Annotated in this window: 16 protein-coding genes; 9 read left to right on the top strand and 7 right to left on the bottom strand. The window is 62.9% G+C overall.

Annotated elements, in window-relative coordinates; all coding sequences use genetic code 11:
* Window position 1: 1 nt before the first annotated feature.
* Window positions 2-700 carry a CoA transferase subunit A gene (locus FS777_RS06325; protein WP_058604647.1) on the bottom strand — a complete coding sequence of 233 codons (699 nt, stop codon included), beginning with the start codon at window positions 698-700 and terminating at the stop codon, window positions 2-4.
* 141 nt (window positions 701-841) lie between these two features.
* Here FS777_RS06325 and FS777_RS06330 point away from each other — a divergent pair, with 141 nt between their 5' ends.
* Both FS777_RS06330 and FS777_RS06335 read left to right on the top strand, forming a co-directional pair.
* Window positions 842-1747 carry a LysR family transcriptional regulator gene (locus tag FS777_RS06330; protein ID WP_058604648.1) on the top strand — a complete coding sequence of 302 codons (906 nt, stop codon included), beginning with the start codon at window positions 842-844 and terminating at the stop codon, window positions 1745-1747.
* The gene (locus tag FS777_RS06335) at window positions 1735-2556 is read left to right on the top strand and encodes an aldo/keto reductase (RefSeq protein ID WP_078478667.1); all 822 of its coding nucleotides are present in this window, start codon (window positions 1735-1737) and stop codon (window positions 2554-2556) included. Before FS777_RS06330 ends, FS777_RS06335 begins: the two co-directional genes overlap by 13 nt.
* 21 nt (window positions 2557-2577) lie before the next feature.
* Here FS777_RS06335 and FS777_RS06340 read toward each other — a convergent pair whose 3' ends face one another.
* The 4 genes from FS777_RS06340 to lexA are packed head-to-tail and all read right to left on the bottom strand — an operon-like array spanning window position 2578 to window position 8317.
* Window positions 2578-5658, bottom strand: a complete 3081-nt coding sequence (locus FS777_RS06340) for an error-prone DNA polymerase (RefSeq protein ID WP_145254520.1) — start codon at window positions 5656-5658, stop codon at window positions 2578-2580.
* Window positions 5658-7073: a DNA polymerase Y family protein gene (locus tag FS777_RS06345; protein ID WP_078478668.1), complete on the bottom strand. Its 1416-nt coding sequence runs from the start codon at window positions 7071-7073 to the stop codon at window positions 5658-5660. The genes FS777_RS06340 and FS777_RS06345 overlap by 1 nt, the downstream gene beginning before the upstream one ends.
* Window positions 7074-7079: 6 nt before the next feature.
* Window positions 7080-7700 carry a translesion DNA synthesis-associated protein ImuA gene (imuA, locus tag FS777_RS06350; protein ID WP_058604651.1) on the bottom strand — a complete coding sequence of 207 codons (621 nt, stop codon included), beginning with the start codon at window positions 7698-7700 and terminating at the stop codon, window positions 7080-7082.
* Window positions 7700-8317, bottom strand: a complete 618-nt coding sequence (lexA, locus tag FS777_RS06355; protein WP_058639212.1) for a transcriptional repressor LexA — start codon at window positions 8315-8317, stop codon at window positions 7700-7702. The genes imuA and lexA overlap by 1 nt, the downstream gene beginning before the upstream one ends.
* Before the next feature lie 93 nt (window positions 8318-8410).
* Between lexA and FS777_RS06360 the strand changes: the two genes are divergently transcribed.
* The 5 genes from FS777_RS06360 (at window position 8411) to FS777_RS06380 (ending at window position 15167) form a co-directional block, all read left to right on the top strand.
* Window positions 8411-9097, top strand: a complete 687-nt coding sequence (locus FS777_RS06360; RefSeq protein ID WP_058639211.1) for an HAD family phosphatase — start codon at window positions 8411-8413, stop codon at window positions 9095-9097.
* On the top strand, window positions 9081-9659 hold the full coding sequence (locus FS777_RS06365; RefSeq protein ID WP_058639210.1) for a hypothetical protein: 579 nt from the start codon (window positions 9081-9083) through the stop codon (window positions 9657-9659). Before FS777_RS06360 ends, FS777_RS06365 begins: the two co-directional genes overlap by 17 nt.
* A gap of 118 nt (window positions 9660-9777) precedes the next feature.
* A complete protein-coding gene (gene uvrA / locus FS777_RS06370; protein ID WP_145254523.1) occupies window positions 9778-12291 on the top strand; it encodes an excinuclease ABC subunit UvrA in 2514 nt (837 codons plus the stop codon).
* 75 nt (window positions 12292-12366) lie between these two features.
* Window positions 12367-14016 (top strand): MFS transporter, encoded by a 1650-nt coding sequence (locus FS777_RS06375; RefSeq protein WP_145254526.1) that lies wholly within the window; start codon window positions 12367-12369, stop codon window positions 14014-14016.
* Window positions 14013-15167 (top strand): HlyD family secretion protein, encoded by a 1155-nt coding sequence (locus FS777_RS06380; protein ID WP_058639207.1) that lies wholly within the window; start codon window positions 14013-14015, stop codon window positions 15165-15167. Before FS777_RS06375 ends, FS777_RS06380 begins: the two co-directional genes overlap by 4 nt.
* A gap of 1169 nt (window positions 15168-16336) precedes the next feature.
* Here FS777_RS06380 and cysS read toward each other — a convergent pair.
* A complete protein-coding gene (cysS, locus tag FS777_RS06390) occupies window positions 16337-17719 on the bottom strand; it encodes a cysteine--tRNA ligase (RefSeq protein ID WP_058605167.1) in 1383 nt (460 codons plus the stop codon).
* 9 nt (window positions 17720-17728) lie between these two features.
* Complete coding sequence (locus FS777_RS06395) at window positions 17729-19432, bottom strand: glutamine--tRNA ligase/YqeY domain fusion protein (RefSeq protein WP_058639320.1); 1704 nt, start codon at window positions 19430-19432, stop codon at window positions 17729-17731.
* 248 nt (window positions 19433-19680) lie between these two features.
* On the opposite strand from FS777_RS06395, the gene FS777_RS06400 reads away from it, so the two are divergent.
* Window positions 19681-20181, top strand: coding sequence for a peptidylprolyl isomerase (locus tag FS777_RS06400; RefSeq protein ID WP_058639321.1), 501 nt, complete (start codon window positions 19681-19683; stop codon window positions 20179-20181).
* Window positions 20178-20900 (top strand): UDP-2,3-diacylglucosamine diphosphatase, encoded by a 723-nt coding sequence (locus FS777_RS06405; protein ID WP_078478673.1) that lies wholly within the window; start codon window positions 20178-20180, stop codon window positions 20898-20900. Before FS777_RS06400 ends, FS777_RS06405 begins: the two co-directional genes overlap by 4 nt.
* The last annotated feature ends 101 nt before the right edge of the window (window positions 20901-21001 follow it).

Below are 21001 nucleotides of genomic sequence, written 5' to 3' on the forward strand. Positions count from 1 at the left end.
CTCAGGCCTTGACGGTGCGTTTTTCGATGCGCTTCTCGAAGGTGCCGACGATGACGCGGTCCACGAAGATGCCTGGGGTATGGATTTCACTGGGCAGCAGCACGCCAGGCTCAACGATTTCCTCGACTTCGACCACGGTGATCTTGCCGGCTGTAGCGGCCAGAGGGTTGAAGTTCTGGGCGGTGTTGCGATAGATCACGTTGCCGTAATGGTCAGCCTTCCAGCCTTTGACGATGGCAAAGTCCCCGGTGATGGCTTCTTCGAGGATGTACTTGCGACCATTGAATTCCCGCACTTCCTTACCCTCGGCGACCGGGGTGCCATAACCGGTGGCAGTGAAGAATGCAGGAATGCCCGCTCCGCCAGCGCGCATTTTTTCGGCCAGGGTGCCCTGGGGCGTGAGCTCGACCTCAAGCTCCCCGCTAAGCAGCTGGCGCTCGAATTCGGCGTTTTCCCCCACGTAGGAAGCGACCATCTTGCGAATCTGGTGGTCTTCGAGCAGCACGCCAAGGCCGAAGCCATCAACGCCGCAGTTGTTGGAGACCACGGTCAGGCCCTTGACGCCGCGACGCTTGATCTCGGCGATCAGGTTTTCAGGTATGCCGCACAGGCCGAACCCCCCGGCCAGTACCGTCATGCCGTCGGTCAGCCCTTCCAGGGCCTGTTCGTACGTAGCTACGCGTTTGTCCAATCCGGCCATGCTGGTTCGCCTTTTGTAGTTGTTGAGCCGACGGGGCGTCGGTAAGCGTGTGGGGGTATCTTCTCCCCTGTTCACTGATTTGTTAATTTTGTTTTTATGATCGATTGATAAGCACTTCAAATCAAAGCATAGGCGATTCCCATGAATGTGAAGCAACTGCGCGCCTTCGTCGCCGTGGCCAAGTTCCAGAGCTTTGCCCAGGCCGGCGAGCACCTGCACATCTCACAGCCCGCACTGAGTCTGACCATCAAGGCGCTGGAGGAGAACCTGGGCGGCGCCCTGCTCAGCCGGACCACACGTAGCGTCAGCCTGACGGCAGAAGGCGAGGTACTGCTGCCGCTGGCCCGTCGCCTGCTGGCTGACTGGGACGACACCGAGGAAATGCTGCGCCAGCGCTTCACCCTGCAACTGGGCCGGGTGGCCATCGCGGCAATGCCCTCCTTTGCCGGCAACCTGTTACCAGGGGCCCTCAAGCTTTTCCGTCAGTGCTACCCCAAGGTCAACGTGACCGTGCACGACGTGATCAACGAACAGGTGCAGGAACTGGTCAGGCATCGGCGCGTCGAACTGGGCATCGGCTTTGAGCCAGACAATGTCGAGGGCTTGCACTTTCACCCGCTGTACCTCGACCGGTTCGTTGCAGTCGTGCCGGCTGACTCGCCCTTGGCCCGGCTTGCGCAAATCAGTTGGGCGCAGCTTCTTGCCGAGGATTTCGTGGCGCTGCAGCGTCCTTCTGCCGTGCGCCTGTTGCTTGAGCAGAACGTGGCGGTGCAGCACGGCAAACTGGCTGTGGCTTTCGAAAGCCATCAGCTTGCAACCGTTGGCCGCATGGTCGCGAGCGGTCTAGGCGTCAGCGCGGTACCGGCGCTTTGCATTACCCAGATGCAGGAGCTGGGGGCCCGCTGTATCCCCCTGGTCGAGCCTGCCGTCGAACGGCGCATTGGCGTGATAGCCCTGCGCGAGCACACATTGTCCACGGCAGCCCAGGCGCTGCTGGATGTTCTACTGAACAATACCCACCCACCGGAGGTAACATGCGTGACGTGAAATTGGCAGGCGCCAACGTGCCGAGCATCGGCCAGGGTACGTGGTACATGGGCGAAGACCCGAGCCGTCGGGCGGCCGAAGTCGCCGCCTTGCAACAAGGCATCGACCTGGGCATGCGCCTGATCGACACCGCCGAGATGTATGCCGAAGGTGGCGCGGAACAAGTGGTGGGCCAGGCCATCGCCGGGCGTCGGGACGAGGTATTTCTGGTGAGCAAGGTGTACCCGCACAACGCTAGCCAGCACGGCACGCAGGCCGCCTGCGAGCGCAGCCTCAAGCGCCTGGGTACCGACTGCATCGATCTGTACCTGCTGCACTGGCGCGGCCAGTACCCGTTGCACGAAACCGTGGACGCTTTCGAGCGGCTGCGCGAGGCTGGCAAGATCAAGCACTGGGGCGTGTCCAACTTCGACGTGGATGACCTTCGCGAATTGGACAACGCCGATTGTGCCACCAACCAGGTGCTCTACAACCCTGCGCAACGAGGGATCGAATTCGACCTGCTGCCCTGGTCGGTGCAGCATGGATTGCCCATCATGGCCTATTGCCCCCTGGCCCAGGCAGGGCGTTTACTGCAACACCCAGTGCTCAAGCAAATCGCCAACGACCATGGTGCTACTCCGGCCCAGGTCTGCCTGGCCTGGGTCACGCGCCACAACGGCGTCATCGCCATTCCCAAAGCCGTGACGCCCGAGCATGTCAGGCTCAATGCCGAGGCAACGCGTTTGAACTTGACCGCCGATGACCTGAACGCCATCGACCAGGCATTCGAGGCGCCTACCCGCAAGCAGCGCCTGGCGATGGTGTAAGCGAGGCTGTGCTGCAGGGGGTCAGTGGAAATCCCGGCTGCGTACGTCCAGCCCCTGCAGCAGCACGCTGAGATCCTCCAGGCGTCGGGCCACCAGGTGGCGCACGCCATTTTCCTGTTCCAGGCGGCCACTGACCTTCATCAGCCGGGCGCCGACCAGCGCACGCCGCTGCCGTTCGGCCAGGTCCCGCCACACCACCACGTTGACCATGCCGAACTCATCCTCGAGCGTGACGAAGGTCACACCACTGGCGGTCTGTGGCCGCTGCCTGCCCACCACCAGCCCGGCCATGGCGATGGCGTCGCCGTGTTCGACACCTTGCAGCTCGCCGGAACTGCGACAACCCAGTGCCCGCAGACGGGACCGCAGCAAGGTCAATGGATGCGGCCCCAAGGTCGTGCCCATGGCGTGATAGTCGGCTACCAAATCCTCGCCGACGGTAGGCGCCGGCAGCTCGACCGGCTGCTCGGGGGCCGCCTGCACGTCGGCGAACAAAGGCAGCTGCGCCTGTACCGCCGCCACTTCCCAGCGTGCCTGGTGCCGGTGCCTGGCCAGCGCGACCAGGGCGCCTGCATCCGCCAGACGAGCCCGGGCGCGCTCATCTAGGGCCGAGCGCAGGCACAGGTCCTCGACGTCTCGCCAAGGCTGCATGGCCCTTGCCTGTTCGAGCCGGCGCACATCGGCTTCGGCCAGGCCGCGGACCAAGCGCAAGCCCATGCGGATTGCCAGTTCACCCCCAGGCCCTGGCTCGAGCGTGCAGTCCCACTGGCTGTGACACACGTCCACCGGCCTCACCTCAATGCCCTGGCGGCGAGCCTCCTGGAGCAGTTGGTCGGGGCTGTAGAACCCCATCGGCCAGCTGTTGACCAGCGCGCAGGTGAAGATGGCCGGCTCGTGGCACTTCAACCAACTGCTGGCATAACACAGCAGTGCAAAACTGGCGGCGTGGGATTCGGGGAATCCGTAGCTGCCAAAGCCTTTGATCTGTTCGAAGATGCGTTCGGCGAACGCCAGTTCGTAACCATTGCGCTGCATGCCGTCGAGCAACCGCTCGCGGTGCGGCTCCAGCCCGCCGTGGCGTTTCCACGCGGCCATGCTGCGGCGCAGTTGGTCGGCCTCACCGGGGCTGTAGTCCGCCGCGACCATGGCCAACTCCATCACCTGCTCCTGGAACAGCGGCACGCCAAGGGTGCGCTCGAACACCGCCTTGAGCTTGGGCGATGGGTACGTCACCGGTTCCTGCTTCAGGCGCCTGCGCAAGTAGGGATGGACCATGTCGCCCTGGATGGGACCGGGACGCACGATGGCGACCTCGATGACCAGGTCGTAGAAGGTCCTGGGCTGCAGGCGCGGCAACATGGCCATTTGCGCCCTGGATTCGATCTGGAACACGCCCATGGTCTCGGCGCGGCTGATCATGGCGTACGTGGCCGGGTCTTCGGCAGGGACGGTGGCCAGGGTCAAGTGTCGCCCACGGTGCTGCTGTACCAGCGCAAAGCAGCGACGCAGTGCACTGAGCATGCCCAGTGCCAGCACATCGACCTTGAGCAGGCCGACCATGTCCAGGTCATCCTTGTCCCACTGGATCACGGTACGCTCGGCCATGGCCGCGTTTTCCACGGGCACCAGCTGATCGAGGGGTTGTTGCGAGATGACGAAGCCACCTGGGTGTTGCGACAAGTGCCGGGGAAAACCGATCAGCTCACCGGCCAGCACCAGGATGCGCCGCACCACCGGGCTGCCTGCATCGAACCCCGCCTCGTTCAGACGCTGCTCATCGGGGATGCGGTCGCTCCAGCGGCCGCAGCACTTGGCCAGGGCGTCCACCTGGTCGGCTGGCAGCCCCAATGCGCGAGCTACATCGCGTACCGCCCCACTGGCGTGGTAGGTATTGACCACCGCTGTCAACGCCGCGCGGTGTCGACCATAGCGCCTGAATACATACTGGATGACTTCCTCGCGCCGATCGTGCTCGAAGTCCACATCGATATCCGGCGGCTCGTTGCGCTCGCGTGACAAAAAGCGCTCGAACAGCAAGCGATGCTTCATGGGGTCCAGCTCGGTGATCCCCAGCACGAAGCACACCACCGAGTTGGCTGCAGAGCCGCGCCCCTGGCACAGGATGTGCTGCTCACGGGCAAAGGCCACGATGTCGTGGACGGTGAGGAAATAACTCTCGTAGCCCAGCTCGCTGATCAAGGCCAGCTCTCGATCGAGGGCTTGGCGGACTTGGGTGCTCGGGCCCTGGGGCCAGCGCAGCGGCAACCCTTGTTCGCACAGCTGACGCAACCAACTGGCAGGGGTATGCCCGGCGGGCACCAGTTCTTCGGGATAGCGGTAGCGCAGCTCGGCGAGGTCGAAACGGCAATGCTCGGCTATCACCAAGGTCTGGGCCAGCAAGTCGGCAGGATACAACTCGGCCAATTGGGCAGGGGTACGCAAATGACGTTCGCCGTTGGCGTACAGAAAGCGCCCTGCCTCAGCCACTTGGCACCGTCGGCCAATGGCCGTCATGCAGTCTTGCAGGGCGCGCCGACCGCGCACATGCATGTGAACGTCCCCGCACGCCACCGCCTGCACACCCAAGGCCGTCGCCAATGCGCGCAGACGCGCCAGGCGCTGGTCGTCATCGACACCGCGGTGAAGATGCACGGCCAGCCATAGGCGGTGCTCGAAGACTTCCCTCAACCACTCGCCCACCGCCTGATCGGCCATATCGTCAGGCACCCATAATGCCAACAGGCCCGGGCTGTGCGCAGGCAGGTCCTCGCGAAATAGCTGGTAGTTCCCCTTGGACGCCCGACGCCGCGCACGGGTGATCAAGGCGCAAAGGTTCTGGTAGCCCTGCAGGTCTTGCACCAGCAGCACCAGCTTGGGCCCGTCCTGCAGTTGCACTTCGCTGCCGACGATCAGCCGTACACCCTGCTCTTTCGCCGCTTGCCATGCGCGCACGATGCCAGCCAACGTGCATTCGTCGGTAATGGCCAGGGCTTGGTAGCCTTGCTCGCGAGCCCGGCGGAACAACTCATCGGCGCTTGAAGCCCCGCGCTGGAAACTGAAGTTGCTCAGGCAATGCAACTCGGCGTAGCCAACGCCGCTCATCAGAACCAGCCCTGCAGCCACAGCGGGCCGCCTTGGCCGAGGTCGCGGTAGGCCCACCCACGCAGGCCCTCACGGGTTTCGATGCGATAGTAATCACGGCGCACGTCCCCGCCGTCCCACCAACCGGACTCGATGCGCTCGGCCTGCCCCTGAACCTGGTACGCCTGCTCTTCGAGCACCGTGGGGGTTGCCAGCAGCCAGCCAGGACGGCTTCCGGGTGCAACGCACAGGCTGGACCACTGGCCGATTTCATTGGCCTGCCATGCTTGTTCAGGACGATGGTCCGCCAAGGCACTGAGCCCCGTCACGGCCTGGTCACCCAGGCGTGCACGCAAGCGTTCGCGCAGTTGTTCCCACGGTTGGGCCTGCTGGGCACGCGGGTCGAACAACGCCTTGTGTTGAGGTACGAACGGTGGCAAATCCTCGGCCACCAGGCGCAGGTTACGCACCGGCGCCTTCAGGCGCACCGATTCCAGCCTGCCACGGGCCAGTTCCAGCAACATGGCCGGGTCGCGTTCTGCAGCCAACAATCCAACGTCGAGCTGGGTGTCAGAGCCCTGCGCGTGCTCCATGTACACCTTGAAACGCTGGACACCACAGTCGCGCCCCGCCAGGAACGCGGCCAGGTCGGTCAGCAGGCGACGTAATGGGAACAACAGCGCCTGATGCGACTCCACATCGAAGTTCAGCTCCAACCGCGCGTCGAAACGATCGGGCGGTTCGAAGAACGCAAGGCCCAGGTTGCGCATGCCCAGCAACTGATCCAGGTGCAACTGCACCTGGGGAGCAAAGCGCCTGGCCAGTGCATCACGCGGCAGCGCCAGCACATGATTGAGCTGGCGCAATCCCATGCGGCTAAAGGCCTGGGCATCCTCCGGTCGCAGACCGATCCGGTCGATGGGCATTTCGGCCAACGCTGCACGGGTCGAAGCGGCATCTTCCAACGCCAACCCGTCGTGAGCATTGGCCAGCATGCGCGCAGCCACCGGGTTGCTGGCCAGGACGATGCGCTGACGCAGGCCCAGCGCAGACAGTTCCTGGCGCAGGCGCGCCTGCAATACTGGCCACGGCCCGAACAACTGCAGGCTGGACCCTACCTCCAGCAACAAAGTTCGCGGGTAGTGCAAGCTGACCTGGGCACTGAAACGGTAGGCCCAGGCGGCCAGCAACTGCTGCAACGCATCGATGCGCCTGGGGTCGACTTCAAGGCAGGTGAAGCCGTCAGCCAGGGCACGGGCTGCCGTCAGGGTTTGACCGGCGCGAAGCCCCAGGGCGGCGGCCGCTGGGTTGACCGACTGCAGGACCCGGCGCTGACTGGGACCACCCAGCAGCACCAGGGGTGCGTCACGGTCGTCGCGCTCGCGCAGCAGGCTGTCCAGCGCCAACTGCGGAAATAGAATGCAGGCCCACAACATGATCCATCATCCCTGCCTTGAACACGCGATCGGTTGGGCTGGCGGCATGCCGCCACGGCATTTGAGCACCCGCCACTGGGGTGGGCGTACGTCGATGGCCAGGCGCAATGCCGCAGGCGACGGATTGTGCAGGGCCGCTTGCCCGCGGCAGGCGAACGCCAGGGCCTGCCCGGTTTCCGCCGCGACCTGCAAGCGGCGCAAGGCGCGGTCGTCGGCGCGTTCTGGCCAGCACACCACAGCGGCACAACTGCCCGAACGCAGGCACTGCTCGGCGGCCCACAGGGTGTCGGTGGTGCCCGCGTCGACCTGGAACAGCCAGCGCAGGTCGATGCCCGCCGCCTGCCAGGCTGGTGCAAAAGGGATGAAGGGAGGTGATACCAACACCACGCGTCCGCCCTCGCCGCTCAGGCGCGCCAGCGTGGGCCAGAGCAGTTGCAGTTCGCCGCTGCCAGGGCGGGCGAGCAACAATTCGCTGAGGGCCGCTGCCGGCCAGCCGCCTTCGGGCAGGCGTTCGTCCAGGCTGGCATGCCCGGTCGGTTGCAGGCCCAGTGGCCGGGCCTGGGCTTGACGGCCGCGCCACACCCGACGCTGGTCGAGCAGCCTGTCCAGATCGACGACCGCGCCCATCAGTCGCGCCGCACCAGGCCACAGAAGATGCCTTCGATGAAGAGATCCTGGTCCGGCCCTACGTCAATCGGCGCGTAAGCCGGGTTGCGCGGCAGCAGCCGATAGCCCTCGCCCAGGCGCTGGAGGCGCTTGATGGTCACCTCGCCGTCCAGCCGAGCGACCACGATCTGCCCGTCCCGCGCATCGCCCTGCTGGCGGATGCCGACCAGGTCGCCGTCGAGGATGCCGTCACCTATCATCGAGTCCCCACGCACCTTGAGCAGGTAATCGGGGGTGCGGCGAAACAGGCTGGGGTCGAGCAGCAATTGCTCGTGGATGTCCAGGTCTGGCCCGATCGGCGCACCGGCCGCGACCTGCCCGAGGACCGGCAGTTCCAGCATTTCAGGCCGGCGTAACGGCCTTGCCAGGCGAATACTGCGGGCCTGATTGGGGGTGACGTCGATGTAGCCTGCCTGGCACAGCGCGGTGATGTGCTTGCGGGCCACGCTGCGTGAGGCAAAACCAAAGCGCGTGGCGATATCGGCCAGGCTAGGCGGTTGGCCTTGTTCGGTGATGCGCTCGCGAATGAAATCGAAAATGGCGCGGCGCTTAGGGGTTAGAGTGTCCATGGAGCACATTTGTACTCTTTCCGGAGCACGCTGACCAGCCCCCTTCGTCGTCGTCATTGGTTATCATCGTCTGGCCACCCCGTACCTGACTGGGAAATCCTGATGTTCAATGCTTTGCTGTTCGACCTCGATGGCACCCTCACAGACACCGATACCCTCCATTTACAGGCTTTTCGCCAGCTACTGCATGAGTACGATGGCCGCGAATTGAGCCAGGACCAGTTCGATGCCCAAATCAGTGGCCGGGCCAATGGCGAACTGTTCGCCGAGTTGTTCGAAGGCGCCAGTGCCTCGCAGTGCCAGGCACTGGCTGAGCGCAAGGAAGCGCTTTTCCGTGAAATGTCGCCAAAGCTCGAGCCGCTGCCTGGGCTGATTCGTCTGCTCGATCACGCCAGCACCCACGGCGTAGGCATGTGCGTGGTAACCAACGCCCCACGGCTCAATGCCGAACACATGCTCGCAGGCCTGAAGTTGAGCGACAGGTTCGACCACGTGGTAATTGCCGATGAACTGGCCAAGCCCAAACCCGACCCGCTTCCCTACCTGACCGGCCTGCAGCGGCTGCAGGCCCATGCCGACCAGGCGTTGGCGTTTGAAGACTCGCTGCCGGGCGTTCGGGCAGCCAGCGCTGCCGGGATCTTCACAGTCGGCCTTGCCACCACCCAGACGCCACAACGTTTGATCGAGGCAGGTGCGCGCCTGGTCATCGATAACTTCGAAGATGCGCGCCTATGGGCGTTATTGGGCACGGACAGGGCGCCGGCGGGAATCGATGAAACAGCGGGCTGAACTTCACCTGCGCAGCCCGCTTTTGTTTCGCTGCGTAGCCCTGGGGCTGGGATTGGGCATGGTCGCAGTGTGCAGCCTGGCGATGTATGCCATCTGGATGGATGTGCTGCCGGTCTTTGGCCGCCTGTACCGCAACGCCCCGGTAGTCGAGACTTCGTTCAAGGCGTTCTTCATGATCGGTGTGATTCCGTTGACGCCCATCGTGGTCCTCGCCGCCATTATCGGCCTTTTTACCGGCCGCAAGTTCGACCCGCCGCGGGCGTCCCGGCTTGACCGTTTCCAGCTCCGCTCCTTCCAGGTCACGCTCATGGCGATATGCATCGCGGCCCCGGTGATGATTGCAGTGACCACGGCAACGCTCATGATCAAGGACTATCGGCCGTGCGCCCAATTGCGTCTATCCGGATCGAGCGGCCACATGTTCTGGGTCAACGATGACCGGGTGTGTTTCACCCCGGATGCTTACATCAATGATCATTGGCCCTGCAAAACGGTGGGCGACCGACAGGTGTGCGTCCAGGTCGATGGCCACGCTCCGCTCAGCTCGCAGGCTGCCCGGTAGAACTCCCTGGCCGCTTGAAGCGTCCTACAGCGTGCGATCCCCATTCGACCGCAGGCCACACACGTGATCGATTGCCTGCTATGTCTTCCCGACCCAACTGCCAAGCAAGGACAGCCACATGCCAAGCGACACACCTGCCTTCAGCGGTTTCATTCGTGTACGGGGTGCGCGCGAGCACAACCTGAAGAATGTCGATGTCGATGTACCGCGCGACGCATTGGTGGTGTTTACCGGCGTGTCGGGTTCCGGCAAGTCGTCCTTGGCTTTCTCAACACTGTATGCCGAGGCCCAGCGCCGCTATTTCGAATCGGTGGCGCCTTACGCTCGGCGCCTGATCGATCAAGTGGGTGTGCCCGACGTGGACGCCATCGAAGGCTTGCCGCCAGCGGTGGCGCTGCAGCAACAGCGTGGCAGCCCGAGTGCGCGGTCTTCGGTGGGCAGTGTCACCATGCTATCGAGCTCCATCCGCATGCTGTACTCGCGCGCAGGCCAGTACCCTGCCAACCAGCCGATGCTGTATGCCGAGGATTTCTCGGCCAACACGCCTCAAGGCGCCTGCCCCGCGTGCCATGGGCTCGGCCGGGTCTATGAGGTCACCGAGGCGACCATGGTCCCCGACCCCTCGCTGAGCATCCGGGAACGGGCAGTGGCTGCCTGGCCCATGGCCTGGCAAGGGCAGAACCTGCGGGACATTCTGGTCACCCTGGGCTATGACGTGGATGTACCCTGGCGCGATCTGCCCCAGAAGCAGCGTGACTGGATTCTCTACACCGAAGAAACTCCCACCGTGCCGGTCTACGCGGGCCTTACGCCCGCCCAGGCACGCGCTGCCCTCAAGCGCAAGGCAGAGCCCAGCTACCAAGGCAAGTTTACCGGCGCCCGGCGCTATGTGCTGAATACGTTCATGCACTCGCAAAGCGCGCAGATGCGCAAGCGCGTGTCCCGCTACATGCGCCCAAGTCCTTGCCCCACGTGTCAGGGCAAACGTCTCAAGCCCGAGGCATTGAGTGTCACCTTTGCAGGTTTGGACATCGCAGCGTTGTCGCAACTGCCCCTGCAGGCCCTGGCCGAGGTACTGCGCAAGGTGGCGGCAGCCGAGTACCTGACCCAGGACGATGACCTGACCGTTGAAAAACGCCTGGCCGCGCAACGCATCGCCAGTGAGCTGCTGGTGCGCATCGACACGCTGCTCGAGCTCGGCCTGGGTTACCTGGCGCTCGAGCGCAGCACCCCTACCCTGTCATCGGGCGAGCTGCAACGCCTGCGCCTGGCCACGCAGCTCAATTCGCAGCTCTTTGGCGTGGTCTATGTGCTGGACGAGCCCTCCGCCGGCCTGCACCCCGCCGACAGTGAAGCCTTGTTCGAAGCCCTGCAGCGCCTCAAGCAGGCGGGCAATTCGGTGTACGTGGTCGAACACGACCTGGACACCATGCGCCGTGCGGACTGGCTGGTGGACGTGGGACCGGCCGCCGGGGAGCACGGAGGTGAGGTTCTCTACAGCGGACCGCCGGCTGACCTGGCCCAGGTCGAGCAATCGTGTACGGCCCGCTATCTGTTCCAGGTACAGGACAAGACACCGCGCCCATTACGCGAGCCCCAGGCATGGCTACACCTGGAAGGCATAACCCGTAACAACCTCGACAACCTCAGCGCAGCGTTCCCGCTGGGCTGCTTCACGGCGGTGACCGGCATCTCGGGCTCCGGCAAATCGAGCCTGGTCAGCCAGGCCCTGCTGGAGTTGGTGGGCGCACACCTGGGCCACGTCGAGGCTTCACAGGATACTCAGGAGGCGGACCTGGAAGATGAGCCAGAGCAGGTGAGCACGGGCCGCGTCAGCGCAGGCCTTGAGCACATCAAGCGGCTGGTGCAGGTAGACCAGAAACCAATCGGCCGCACGCCTCGCTCCAACTTGGCCACCTACACCGGTCTGTTCGATCATGTACGCAAATTGTTCGCCAGTACCGAACAGGCCAAGGCCCAGGGTTTCGATGCCGGGCGTTTCTCCTTCAACGTGGCCAAGGGCCGATGCCCTACGTGCGAAGGCGAAGGGTTTGTCAGTGTCGAGTTGCTGTTCATGCCAAGCGTGTTCGCTCCTTGCCCGACCTGCCACGGGGCCCGCTACAATCCAGAGACCCTCGCGGTTGTCTGGCGTGGCATGAATATCGCCGAGGTGCTGCACCTGACCGTGGAACAGGCGTTGAGCGTGTTTGAGGATCAGCCATCGGCGCGGCGTGCGCTTCAGGTGCTGCAAGACATAGGCTTGGGCTATCTGCGCCTGGGCCAGCCGGCAACGGAGTTGTCAGGGGGCGAAGCGCAACGGATCAAGCTGGCCACCGAGCTGCAACGCCAGGCGCGCGGCGCCACCTTGTACGTGCTCGATGAGCCCACCAACGGCCTGCATCCACAAGATGTCGACCGCTTGCTGGTGCAGCTCAATCGCCTGGTGGACAACGGCCACAGCGTGGTGGTGGTCGAACATGACATGCGCGTGGTCGCCCAGTGCGATTGGGTGATCGACATCGGCCCTGGTGCGGGCGATGCCGGCGGCAAGGTGGTCGCCAGCGGCACGCCCGAACAGGTAGCCACGACTGAGCACAGCCGTACAGCCCCCTTCCTGGCACGGGCTTTGTAGCAGCGCTGGATGACATCGACGCGAGCGCATGCGGCCAAGCAACGGCCGCTTTCAACACCTTAGATAGGCTGGTTCATGGACAAGTACGCACCCCGCCAGTGGTTGCCCCACGAGAAACCGACCCTGCCAGGTTCGCCGTCTACGCCCCTGCACAGCCCAGCCAAGCGCCTGGCCTATGGCCTGGTCGGTTTGCTGGTCGCCATCACCGGCGGGCTTGGCAACGCGCTGGTGACCGCAAACCTTGTGTTTCTGCAAGGTGCACTGGGCGCGACCACGGCGGAAATGGCCTGGCTGCCAGCGGCCTATGTGATGACCAACGTGTCCATGAACCTGTTGCTGGTCAAGTTTCGCCAGCAATTTGGCTTGCGTGCCTTCACCGAAGTGTTCCTGGTGCTCTATGTCTTGGTGACCTTCGCTCACCTGCTGGTCAACGACCTCAACTCGGCCATTGCCGTGCGGGCCGCCCACGGCATGGTGGGCGCCGCGCTGACCTCGCTCGGCCTGTACTACATGATCCAGGCCTTTCCTGCGCAGTGGCGGCTCAAGGCCATGGTCCTGGGCCTTGGTGCTTCCCAGCTGGCCTTGCCGCTGGCACGGATATTTTCAGAAGACCTGCTACTGATCGCCGAATGGCGGGGGCTTTACTTGTTCGAACTGGGGCTGGCGCTGACAGCCCTGGGCTGCGTACTTCTGCTCAAACTGCCACCTGGTGACCGCTTCAAGACCTTCGAGCCCTTGGATTTTCTTACCTTCGCCCTGATGGCCAGCGGCACGGCGCTGCTTTGCGCTGCCTTGTCGCTTGGTCGCATCGACTGGTGGCTGGATGCGCCATGGATCGGCATGGCGCTGGCAGGCTCGATCGTCCTGATCCTCAGTGGACTGGCGATCGAGCACAACCGCGAGAACCCCTTGCTGATGACGCGGTGGCTGGGCAGCGGCGCCATCATCCGCCTGGGGCTGTGCGTGATCCTCATCCGTATGGTCACCTCCGAACAATCCACCGGCGCAGTCGGCTTTCTGCAGATGCTCAACATGTCCAGCGAACAGATGCGTTCGCTGTACTGGATCATGCTGCTCGGCGCGGTCGCCGGGCTGGCGACCAGCGCCCTGACCATCAATCCCAACCACCTGATCCTACCGTTGCTGATCTCCCTGCTGGCCATGGCGATAGGGGCCTTCATGGACAGCAGGTCGAGCAACCTGACCCGCCCTGCGCAGATGTACTTGAGCCAGTTTCTATTGGCGTTCGGCAGTACGTTCTTCCTGGGCCCCTCCATGGCCCTGGGCATCGGCCATGTCCGGGCCAATCCGCAGAACCTGGTGAGCTTCTCGGTGCTGTTCGGCATCTGCAACAACCTCGGTGGCCTGATCGGCGCAGCGCTGCTGGGCACGTTCCAGATCTGGCGGGAAAAATTTCACTCAAGCCACCTCATGGACCACTTGGGCAGCGTGGAACCGCTGGTCACCGCCCGGGTTCAAAGTGGTAGTGCAAGCGTCGGGCGCCTGATCGCCGACCCTGCCCTGCGTACTGAAGTGGGCATGCGCCAACTGGCCAGCGCGGCCACCCGAGAAGCCAATGTGCTGGCCTACAACGATGTCTTCATGCTCATTGGCGCTATCGCTATTCTCACCATGATCTGGATCTGCATACGCGGCACCTGGCTCTGGTACAGCAAACGTCAGGCCCGCCTGACCGACCCATCCCTTGGCGCACCGACACGATGACCGAAGAATCCCGCACCACCACCACGACCGCCATCGCCGAAGCGCCGGAAGGCACACCGCCACCCAGCGAGCCGACCTCACCTGGACGCACCCGCAAGGTGCGCATACTGTCTGCCATCACATTCGGCTGTGTTGCCTTGGTCGGCGTGCTGGTGGTGCTTTATGCCTGGCGCCTGCCCCCTTTCAGCAGCGCCATCGAAAGTACCGAAAACGCCATGGTGCGCGGGCAGGTCACGATCATAGGTCCGCAGTTGAGCGGCTATATCGTCGAGGTGCCCGTACAGGATTTTCAGTACGTCAAGGCAGGCCAGTTGCTGGTCAGGCTCGATGATCGCATCTACACCCAGCGTCTGGCCCAGGCGATTGCCCAGCAGCAGCAACAGGAAGCGGCGCTGGCCAACAATGCCCAGCAGCGCAAGAGCGCCGAAGCGACCATCGCCCAGCGCCAGGCTGCCATCAATGACGCCGCCGCGCAGTTGACCAAAGCCAAGGCCGATCTGTCGCGTAACCAGGCGCTGGTCAGCGATGGGTCAGTGTCACGACGCGAACTGGATGTTACCCGCGCCAGCGAAGCGGCAGCGGCGGCGAGCCTTGCGCAGGCCAAGGCCGCGCTTGAGATCGCTCGGCAGGATCGTGAGTCGGTGATCGTCAACCGCGCGGCGCTGCTGGCTGCGGTCGAGAATGCCAAGGCAGCCGTGGCCCTGGCCCGTATCGACTTGGACAACACCCGCGTCACTGCGCCCAGGGACGGGCAGCTGGGGCAGATCGGCACGCGCCTGGGCGCCTATGTCAACTCAGGTGCCCAGCTGATGGCGCTGGTGCCCGATACGTTGTGGATCATCGCCAACATGAAAGAAACGCAGATGGCCGACGTGCGCATCGGTCAGCCGGCCAGTTTCACGGTGGATGCCTTGAACCATTTGAAGCTGTACGGGCACATCGAACAGATCTCCCCTGCTACGGGTTCGGAGTTTGCGTTGCTTCAGGCGGACAACGCGACCGGCAACTTCGTCAAGATCGCCCAGCGGATACCGGTGCGTATCACGGTGGATGCGGGGCAGCCAGAAGCTGCGCGGCTGCGGCCGGGTATGTCGGTGGTGGTCAGCATCGATACGGGGGAGCAGCGGTCCTGTGTTGGATCTGGGTGCTAGCGGATTGATGGAGGGACGTCTTTCAGGTGGGTCACCTATTGGCGAGAATGGAAATTGGGTATCACGTTGCACCTTATAGATCAGTCTCTTTCATAGTGGTGTAGCTGCGTTCAAAAAACTTTAAACTACCTACCATTTCTTGTAAGAGCGGCCTGGCCGGAGCGCCGGACCGGCCGCGATGGGGCGCGCTGTGGCCCGAGTTTGGAGTTTGTTTGTTGTGATTTAAATACTGGGGCCGCTGCGCGGCCCATCGCGGCACTAGGCCGCTCCTACACCGGATATGTACATAAACGAAATGGCAAACAACAGCCAGCAATAAAACTCATACTCGATCTTAATCTTAATCTTGATCTTGATCTTGATCTTGATCTTGCTTTGGCTTTTGATCTTGCTTTTGATCTTCGCGACTTCAGGAGGCCGAACGCAGGTCTTGCGGAGGGAGGTGACAGGCATGGATGCCTGTCAAGCGCTGGGCCCCAGGATGGGGCCTACAGCGCGGTCCTCCCGGGAGCAAGACCGGAGTGAGGGAACCCCGAAGCGTAGCGTAGGGGCCGTATGAATGGAGCACAGCGTTTTTTGGTTACTTTTTGTCGCGTTTGACAAAAAGTGACTCGCCGTAATGGCGAAAAGGTGACTAAGCGTGGCCATCGCAAATGGAATGTGCTCTCTTTCAATACCCACGCCAACGCAATCAAACTTGAAGCCTGAAACTTCAAACTTCAAACTTCAAAGTGTGGGCGCATACGGCAAGTTGGTATTCATTGGCGCGGGTGGCGCACAGTCACCTTTGCGCCCTTACGGCGGCTCACTTTTTGTCTTGTCAAAAAGTGAGCAAAAACCGCCTGCTCCTATCACCCGGCCCCTGCGCTGCGCTCCGGGGTCCTCTCGCTCCGGGCTTGCTCCCGGGAGGACCGCGCTGCAGGCCCCATCCTGGAGCCCAGCGCTTGACAGGCATCCATGCCTGTCACCTCCCTCCGCAAGCCCTGCGCTCGGCCTCCTGAAGTCGCGATCTGCGGCGCCTGAGCTATTGCGCGCTTAGAAGCAAAAGCAGAAAGCACGTGGCGGTAAGGACGCGGACAAGGACGACGGTAATCGCTTGGCCATCGCCGAGTTACAGGCGGGCTGGACATGGGTTGCAAGCAACCCAATCCCGCTCGCCCTCCCCCAGATCAGTCCGCCAACCGCCAGGTCGTCCCACCCTTGCTGTCTTCAAGCACCACACCCATGGCCGTCAACTGGTCACGAATGCGATCGGACTCTCCCCAGTTCTTGTCCGCCCGCGCCTGCAAGCGCGCCTGGATCAAACCCTCGACCTGGGCCGCGTCCACCTTCCCCTCAGCGCCTGCACGCAGGAAGTCATCGGCCTCCAGCTGCAACACACCCAGCACGTCACCCAGCTCACGCAAACGCCCCGCCAAGCCAGCCGCGGCCGACACGTCGCTCTCGCGCAGGCGGTTGATTTCGCGGACCAGATCGAACAACACGGCGCAGGCTTCAGGCGTGCCGAAGTCGTCGTTCATCGCAGCAGTGAAACGCTCGACAAAGGCCTCCCCGCCGCTGGCCGGTACACGAGGCAAGCCACGCAAAGCATGGTAGAACCGCTCCAGTGCACCCTTGGCGTCGCGAAGGCTATCCTCTGAATAGTTGATCGCGCTGCGGTAGTGGCTGGCCACCAGCAGATAGCGCACCACTTCGGGGTGATACTTTTCCAGCACGTCGCGAATGGTGAAGAAGTTATTCAGCGACTTGGACATCTTCTCGCCGTTGATGCGGATCATGCCGCAGTGCATCCAGGCGTTGGCGTACGGTTTGCCGGTGGCAGCTTCGCTCTGGGCAATTTCGTTCTCGTGATGCGGGAACTCAAGGTCGCTGCCACCGCCATGGATATCGAAACTCTCACCCAGGCAGCACGTGGACATCACCGAGCATTCGATGTGCCAGCCAGGGCGGCCAGGCCCCCAAGGCGACTCCCAGCTGGGCTCGCCCGGTTTGACGCCTTTCCACAGGACGAAGTCCAGCGGATCCTGCTTGGCCTCGCCGACTTCGATTCGCGCACCAATACGCAAGTCTTCGATCTTCTTGCGCGAGAGCTTGCCGTAACCCACAAACTTGCCGACGCGGTAGTACACGTCGCCGTTGCCAGGCGCATACGCATAACCTTTGTCGATCAAGGTCTGGATCATGGCATGCATGCCGGCAATGTGATCGGTGGCGCGCGGTTCCTGGTCCGGAGGCAGGATGTTGAGGCGGCGTTCGTCCTCGTGCATCGCATCGATCATGCGGGCGGTGAGTGCATCGAAGGTTTCGCCGTTCTCGTTGGCCCGGTTGATGATCTTGTCATCGATGTCGGTGATGTTGCGCACGTACGTCAGGTTGTAGCCGCTCTTGCGCAACCAGCGGGTGGCCAGGTCGAAAGCCACCATGCTGCGACCATGGCCCAGGTGGCAGTAGTCATAGACGGTCATGCCGCAGACATACATGCGCACGTTGTTGCCGTCCAACGGCTTGAACGGCTCCTTGGTCTTGGTCAGGGTGTTGTAGATCGTGAGCACGGTGGTTCCTCAGCTGCCCCAGGAGTCACGCAGGGTGACGGTGCGGTTGAATACCGGGCGGCCCGGCTGGCTGTCCTTGAGGTCAGCACAGAAGTAGCCTTCGCGTTCGAACTGGAAGCGATCTTCCGGCTGCGCCTGGGCCAGCGAGGGCTCGGCACGGCAGCCGCTGAGCACTTGCAGCGAATCAGGGTTGATGTTGTCGAGGAAAGTGCCACCCTCCTCGGTCTTCTCAGGGTTTGCCGAGCGGAACAGACGGTCGTACAACCGGACTTCGCATTCCACACTGCCCTCGGCCGGCACCCAGTGGATCACCCCCTTGACCTTGCGGCCTTCGGGGTTCTTGCCCAGGGTGTCCGGATCGTAGGAGCAGCGCAGCTCGACGATGGTGCCCTCGGCGTCCCTGATCGCCTCATCGGCGCGGATGACGTAGCTACCGCGCAGGCGCACTTCGCCGTTAGGCTCCAGACGTTTGTAGCCCTTGGGCGGCGCTTCCATGAAGTCGTCGCGGTCGATGTACAGCTCACGTGCGAATGGCAGCACGCGCACGCCCATGTCTTCCTTGGGATGGCGCGGGAGTTCGAGCTGCTCGGTCTGGCCTTCGGGATAGTTGGTGATCACCACCTTCAATGGGCGCAGCACGCACATCGCGCGGGGTGCAGTGCGGTCCAGATCGTCGCGGATGCAGAACTCCAGCATGGACATATCGACCACACCGTCCGAGCGGTTGGTACCGATCATTTCGCAGAAGTTGCGGATCGACGCCGGGGTGTAGCCACGGCGGCGGAAGCCCGACAAGGTGGACATGCGCGGGTCGTCCCAGCCCTCGACGTGTTGCTCGTCCACCAGTTGCTTGAGCTTGCGCTTGGAGGTGATGGTGTAGTTGAGGTTAAGACGGCTGAACTCGTACTGGCGCGGATGCGCAGGCACCGGCAGGTTGTCCAGGAACCACTCGTACAGCGGCCGGTGTCCTTCGAACTCCAGCGTGCAGATGGAATGGGTGATGCCTTCGATGGCATCCGACTGGCCGTGAGTGAAGTCGTAGTTCGGGTAGATGCACCAGGTATCGCCCGTCTGGTGGTGGTGGGCATGGCGAATCCGGTAGAGGATCGGGTCACGCAGGTTCATGTTGGGCGAAGCCATGTCGATCTTGGCGCGCAGCACGCGCTCACCGTCCTTGAACTCACCGGCCTTCATGCGGGCGAACAGGTCGAGGTTCTCCTCCACGCTGCGCTCGCGGTACGGGCTGTTCTTGCCTGGTTCCTTGAGGTTGCCGCGGTACTCCTTGGCCTGCTCCGGCGTGAGATCGCACACGTAGGCCTTGCCCTGCTTGATCAGCTCGACGGCCCAGGCGTGCAGTTGGTCGAAGTAGCTCGAGGCGTAGCGAACGTCGCCGGCCCAGTCGAAGCCCAGCCACTTTACATCGCGCTGGATGGCATCGATGTACTCCTGGTCTTCCTTGGCAGGGTTGGTGTCGTCAAAGCGCAGGTGACAGACACCTCCAAACTCCTTGGCCAGGCCGAAATTGACGCAGATCGACTTTGCATGGCCGATGTGCAGGTAGCCATTGGGCTCGGGCGGGAAGCGGGTAACGATGCTGGCGTGCTTGCCCGAGTCCAGGTCGGCCTGGATGATCGGCCGCAGGAAGTTCGCAGGGACAGCGGGGGCGCCTTTGGCAGCGGCGTTGGGCGCGTTGTCGGCAGTGGGCTTGCTCATAGGATCCTTGAATGCACGTAGCCGGCCTGGGTAGGCCGAATGAATCAAAGGGCCTATCATAGCCGAAGCAGTCAAGCTGCCGACAGTCGGGCTCCGCCAAACTCGCGTGATTTCTCACGCCTTTTTGCCGCAGCCTTGGCAAAATGGCGCAAGCGCGCCATGTGTCCCCAACGCCTGACGCCGCGTCTGGTAGTAATCAGCGCCCAGCGCTTCCTATTTTCGATTGCCTTGAAAAAGCGAGTTTCTGCATGTCCAAAGTCAAACTGAGCACCAACCACGGCGACATCGTCCTGCAGCTGGACGCCGAGAAAGCGCCGCAGACGACCGAAAACTTCGTTCAGTACGTCAAGGACGGCCACTACGACGGCACCGTTTTCCACCGTGTCATCAAGGGCTTCATGATTCAGGGCGGCGGCTTTGAAGCTGGCATGTCCCAGAAGAAAACCCGCGCCAGCATCCAGAACGAAGCCGACAACGGCCTGAAGAACACGAAGTACAGCATCGCCATGGCCCGCACCATGGACCCGCACTCTGCCTCGGCACAATTCTTCATCAACGCGTCTGACAACGATTTCCTCAATCACAGCGGCAAAAACACCCAGGGCTGGGGCTACGCCGTGTTCGGTGAAGTGATCGAAGGCCGTGAAGTCGTCGACGCCATCGAAAAAGTTGCCACCGGCTCGAAGGCTGGCCACCAGGACGTACCAAAGGACGACGTAATCATCGAGAAAGCCGAGATCATTGAGTGATACTGCTGATCTCCGATCTGCACTTGCAAGAAGAACGCCCGGACATTACCCGGGCGTTTCTTGATCTGCTCGAAGGTCGGGCTCGCCAGGCCAAGGCGCTTTACATACTGGGCGATTTTTTCGAAGCGTGGATCGGCGACGATGCCATGACCGCCTTTGAGCAGTCGATCTGCCAAGCCATGCGACGGCTCAGCGACAGCGGCACTGCGCTCTACCTGATGCACGGCAACCGCGACTTCCTGATCGGCCAGGCCTTTTGCGAGGCCGCAGGTTGCACCCTGCTGAGCGATCCTTGTGTGGTGGAGCTGGAAGCAGAACGGGTGCTGCTGATGCACGGCGACACCTTGTGCACCCGAGACGTGGGCTACATGAAAATGCGGCGATTGCTGCGCAATCCCCTGAGCCTTTGGTTGCTTAGGCACCTTCCCTTGTCAGTTCGGCTGAAATTGGCACGCAAGCTGCGCAGCGAAAGCCGCGCCCAGACGCGAATGAAATCCACGGAGATCGTTGACGTTACGCCCGAAGAAGTGCCCAAGGTCATGGCGGCGCACGACGTGCGCACACTGGTGCACGGCCATACCCATCGCCCGGCGATTCACAAGCTGATGGTGGACGGGGAGCCTGCCCGGCGCATTGTGCTGGGCGACTGGGACAAGCGTGCCTGGGCCTTGCAAGTGGACGCGCAAGGGTTTCAGCTGGCGCCGTTCGAATTTCCCTGAGCGCTTGAGCGCTATTTGCTCGATAGTGGCTAGCCAGCCTGAGCGCAACATTCAGGCGTCGGGCTGATACTTATGCGGGAGACGAGCAAGGCTTGTCTCCC

Origin of the sequence: Pseudomonas sp. DE0157, from assembly GCF_007678615.1 — a bacterium.
Taxonomy (GTDB): Bacteria; Pseudomonadota; Gammaproteobacteria; order Pseudomonadales; family Pseudomonadaceae; genus Aquipseudomonas; species Aquipseudomonas parafulva_B.

Bases quoted from the DNA above. Each gene is read 5' to 3' on its own strand.
- FS777_RS06325 (WP_058604647.1), bottom strand. From the start codon at position 700: ATGGCCGGATTGGACAAACGCGTAGCTACGTACGAACAGGCCCTGGAA.
- FS777_RS06330 (WP_058604648.1), top strand. From the start codon at position 842: ATGAATGTGAAGCAACTGCGCGCCTTCGTCGCCGTGGCCAAGTTCCAG.
- FS777_RS06335 (WP_078478667.1), top strand. From the start codon at position 1,735: ATGCGTGACGTGAAATTGGCAGGCGCCAACGTGCCGAGCATCGGCCAG.
- FS777_RS06340 (WP_145254520.1), bottom strand. From the start codon at position 5,658: ATGAGCGGCGTTGGCTACGCCGAGTTGCATTGCCTGAGCAACTTCAGT.
- FS777_RS06345 (WP_078478668.1), bottom strand. From the start codon at position 7,073: ATGTTGTGGGCCTGCATTCTATTTCCGCAGTTGGCGCTGGACAGCCTG.
- imuA (WP_058604651.1), bottom strand. From the start codon at position 7,700: ATGGGCGCGGTCGTCGATCTGGACAGGCTGCTCGACCAGCGTCGGGTG.
- lexA (WP_058639212.1), bottom strand. From the start codon at position 8,317: ATGTGCTCCATGGACACTCTAACCCCTAAGCGCCGCGCCATTTTCGAT.
- FS777_RS06360 (WP_058639211.1), top strand. From the start codon at position 8,411: ATGTTCAATGCTTTGCTGTTCGACCTCGATGGCACCCTCACAGACACC.
- FS777_RS06365 (WP_058639210.1), top strand. From the start codon at position 9,081: ATGAAACAGCGGGCTGAACTTCACCTGCGCAGCCCGCTTTTGTTTCGC.
- uvrA (WP_145254523.1), top strand. From the start codon at position 9,778: ATGCCAAGCGACACACCTGCCTTCAGCGGTTTCATTCGTGTACGGGGT.
- FS777_RS06375 (WP_145254526.1), top strand. From the start codon at position 12,367: ATGGACAAGTACGCACCCCGCCAGTGGTTGCCCCACGAGAAACCGACC.
- FS777_RS06380 (WP_058639207.1), top strand. From the start codon at position 14,013: ATGACCGAAGAATCCCGCACCACCACCACGACCGCCATCGCCGAAGCG.
- FS777_RS06395 (WP_058639320.1), bottom strand. From the start codon at position 19,432: ATGAGCAAGCCCACTGCCGACAACGCGCCCAACGCCGCTGCCAAAGGC.
- FS777_RS06400 (WP_058639321.1), top strand. From the start codon at position 19,681: ATGTCCAAAGTCAAACTGAGCACCAACCACGGCGACATCGTCCTGCAG.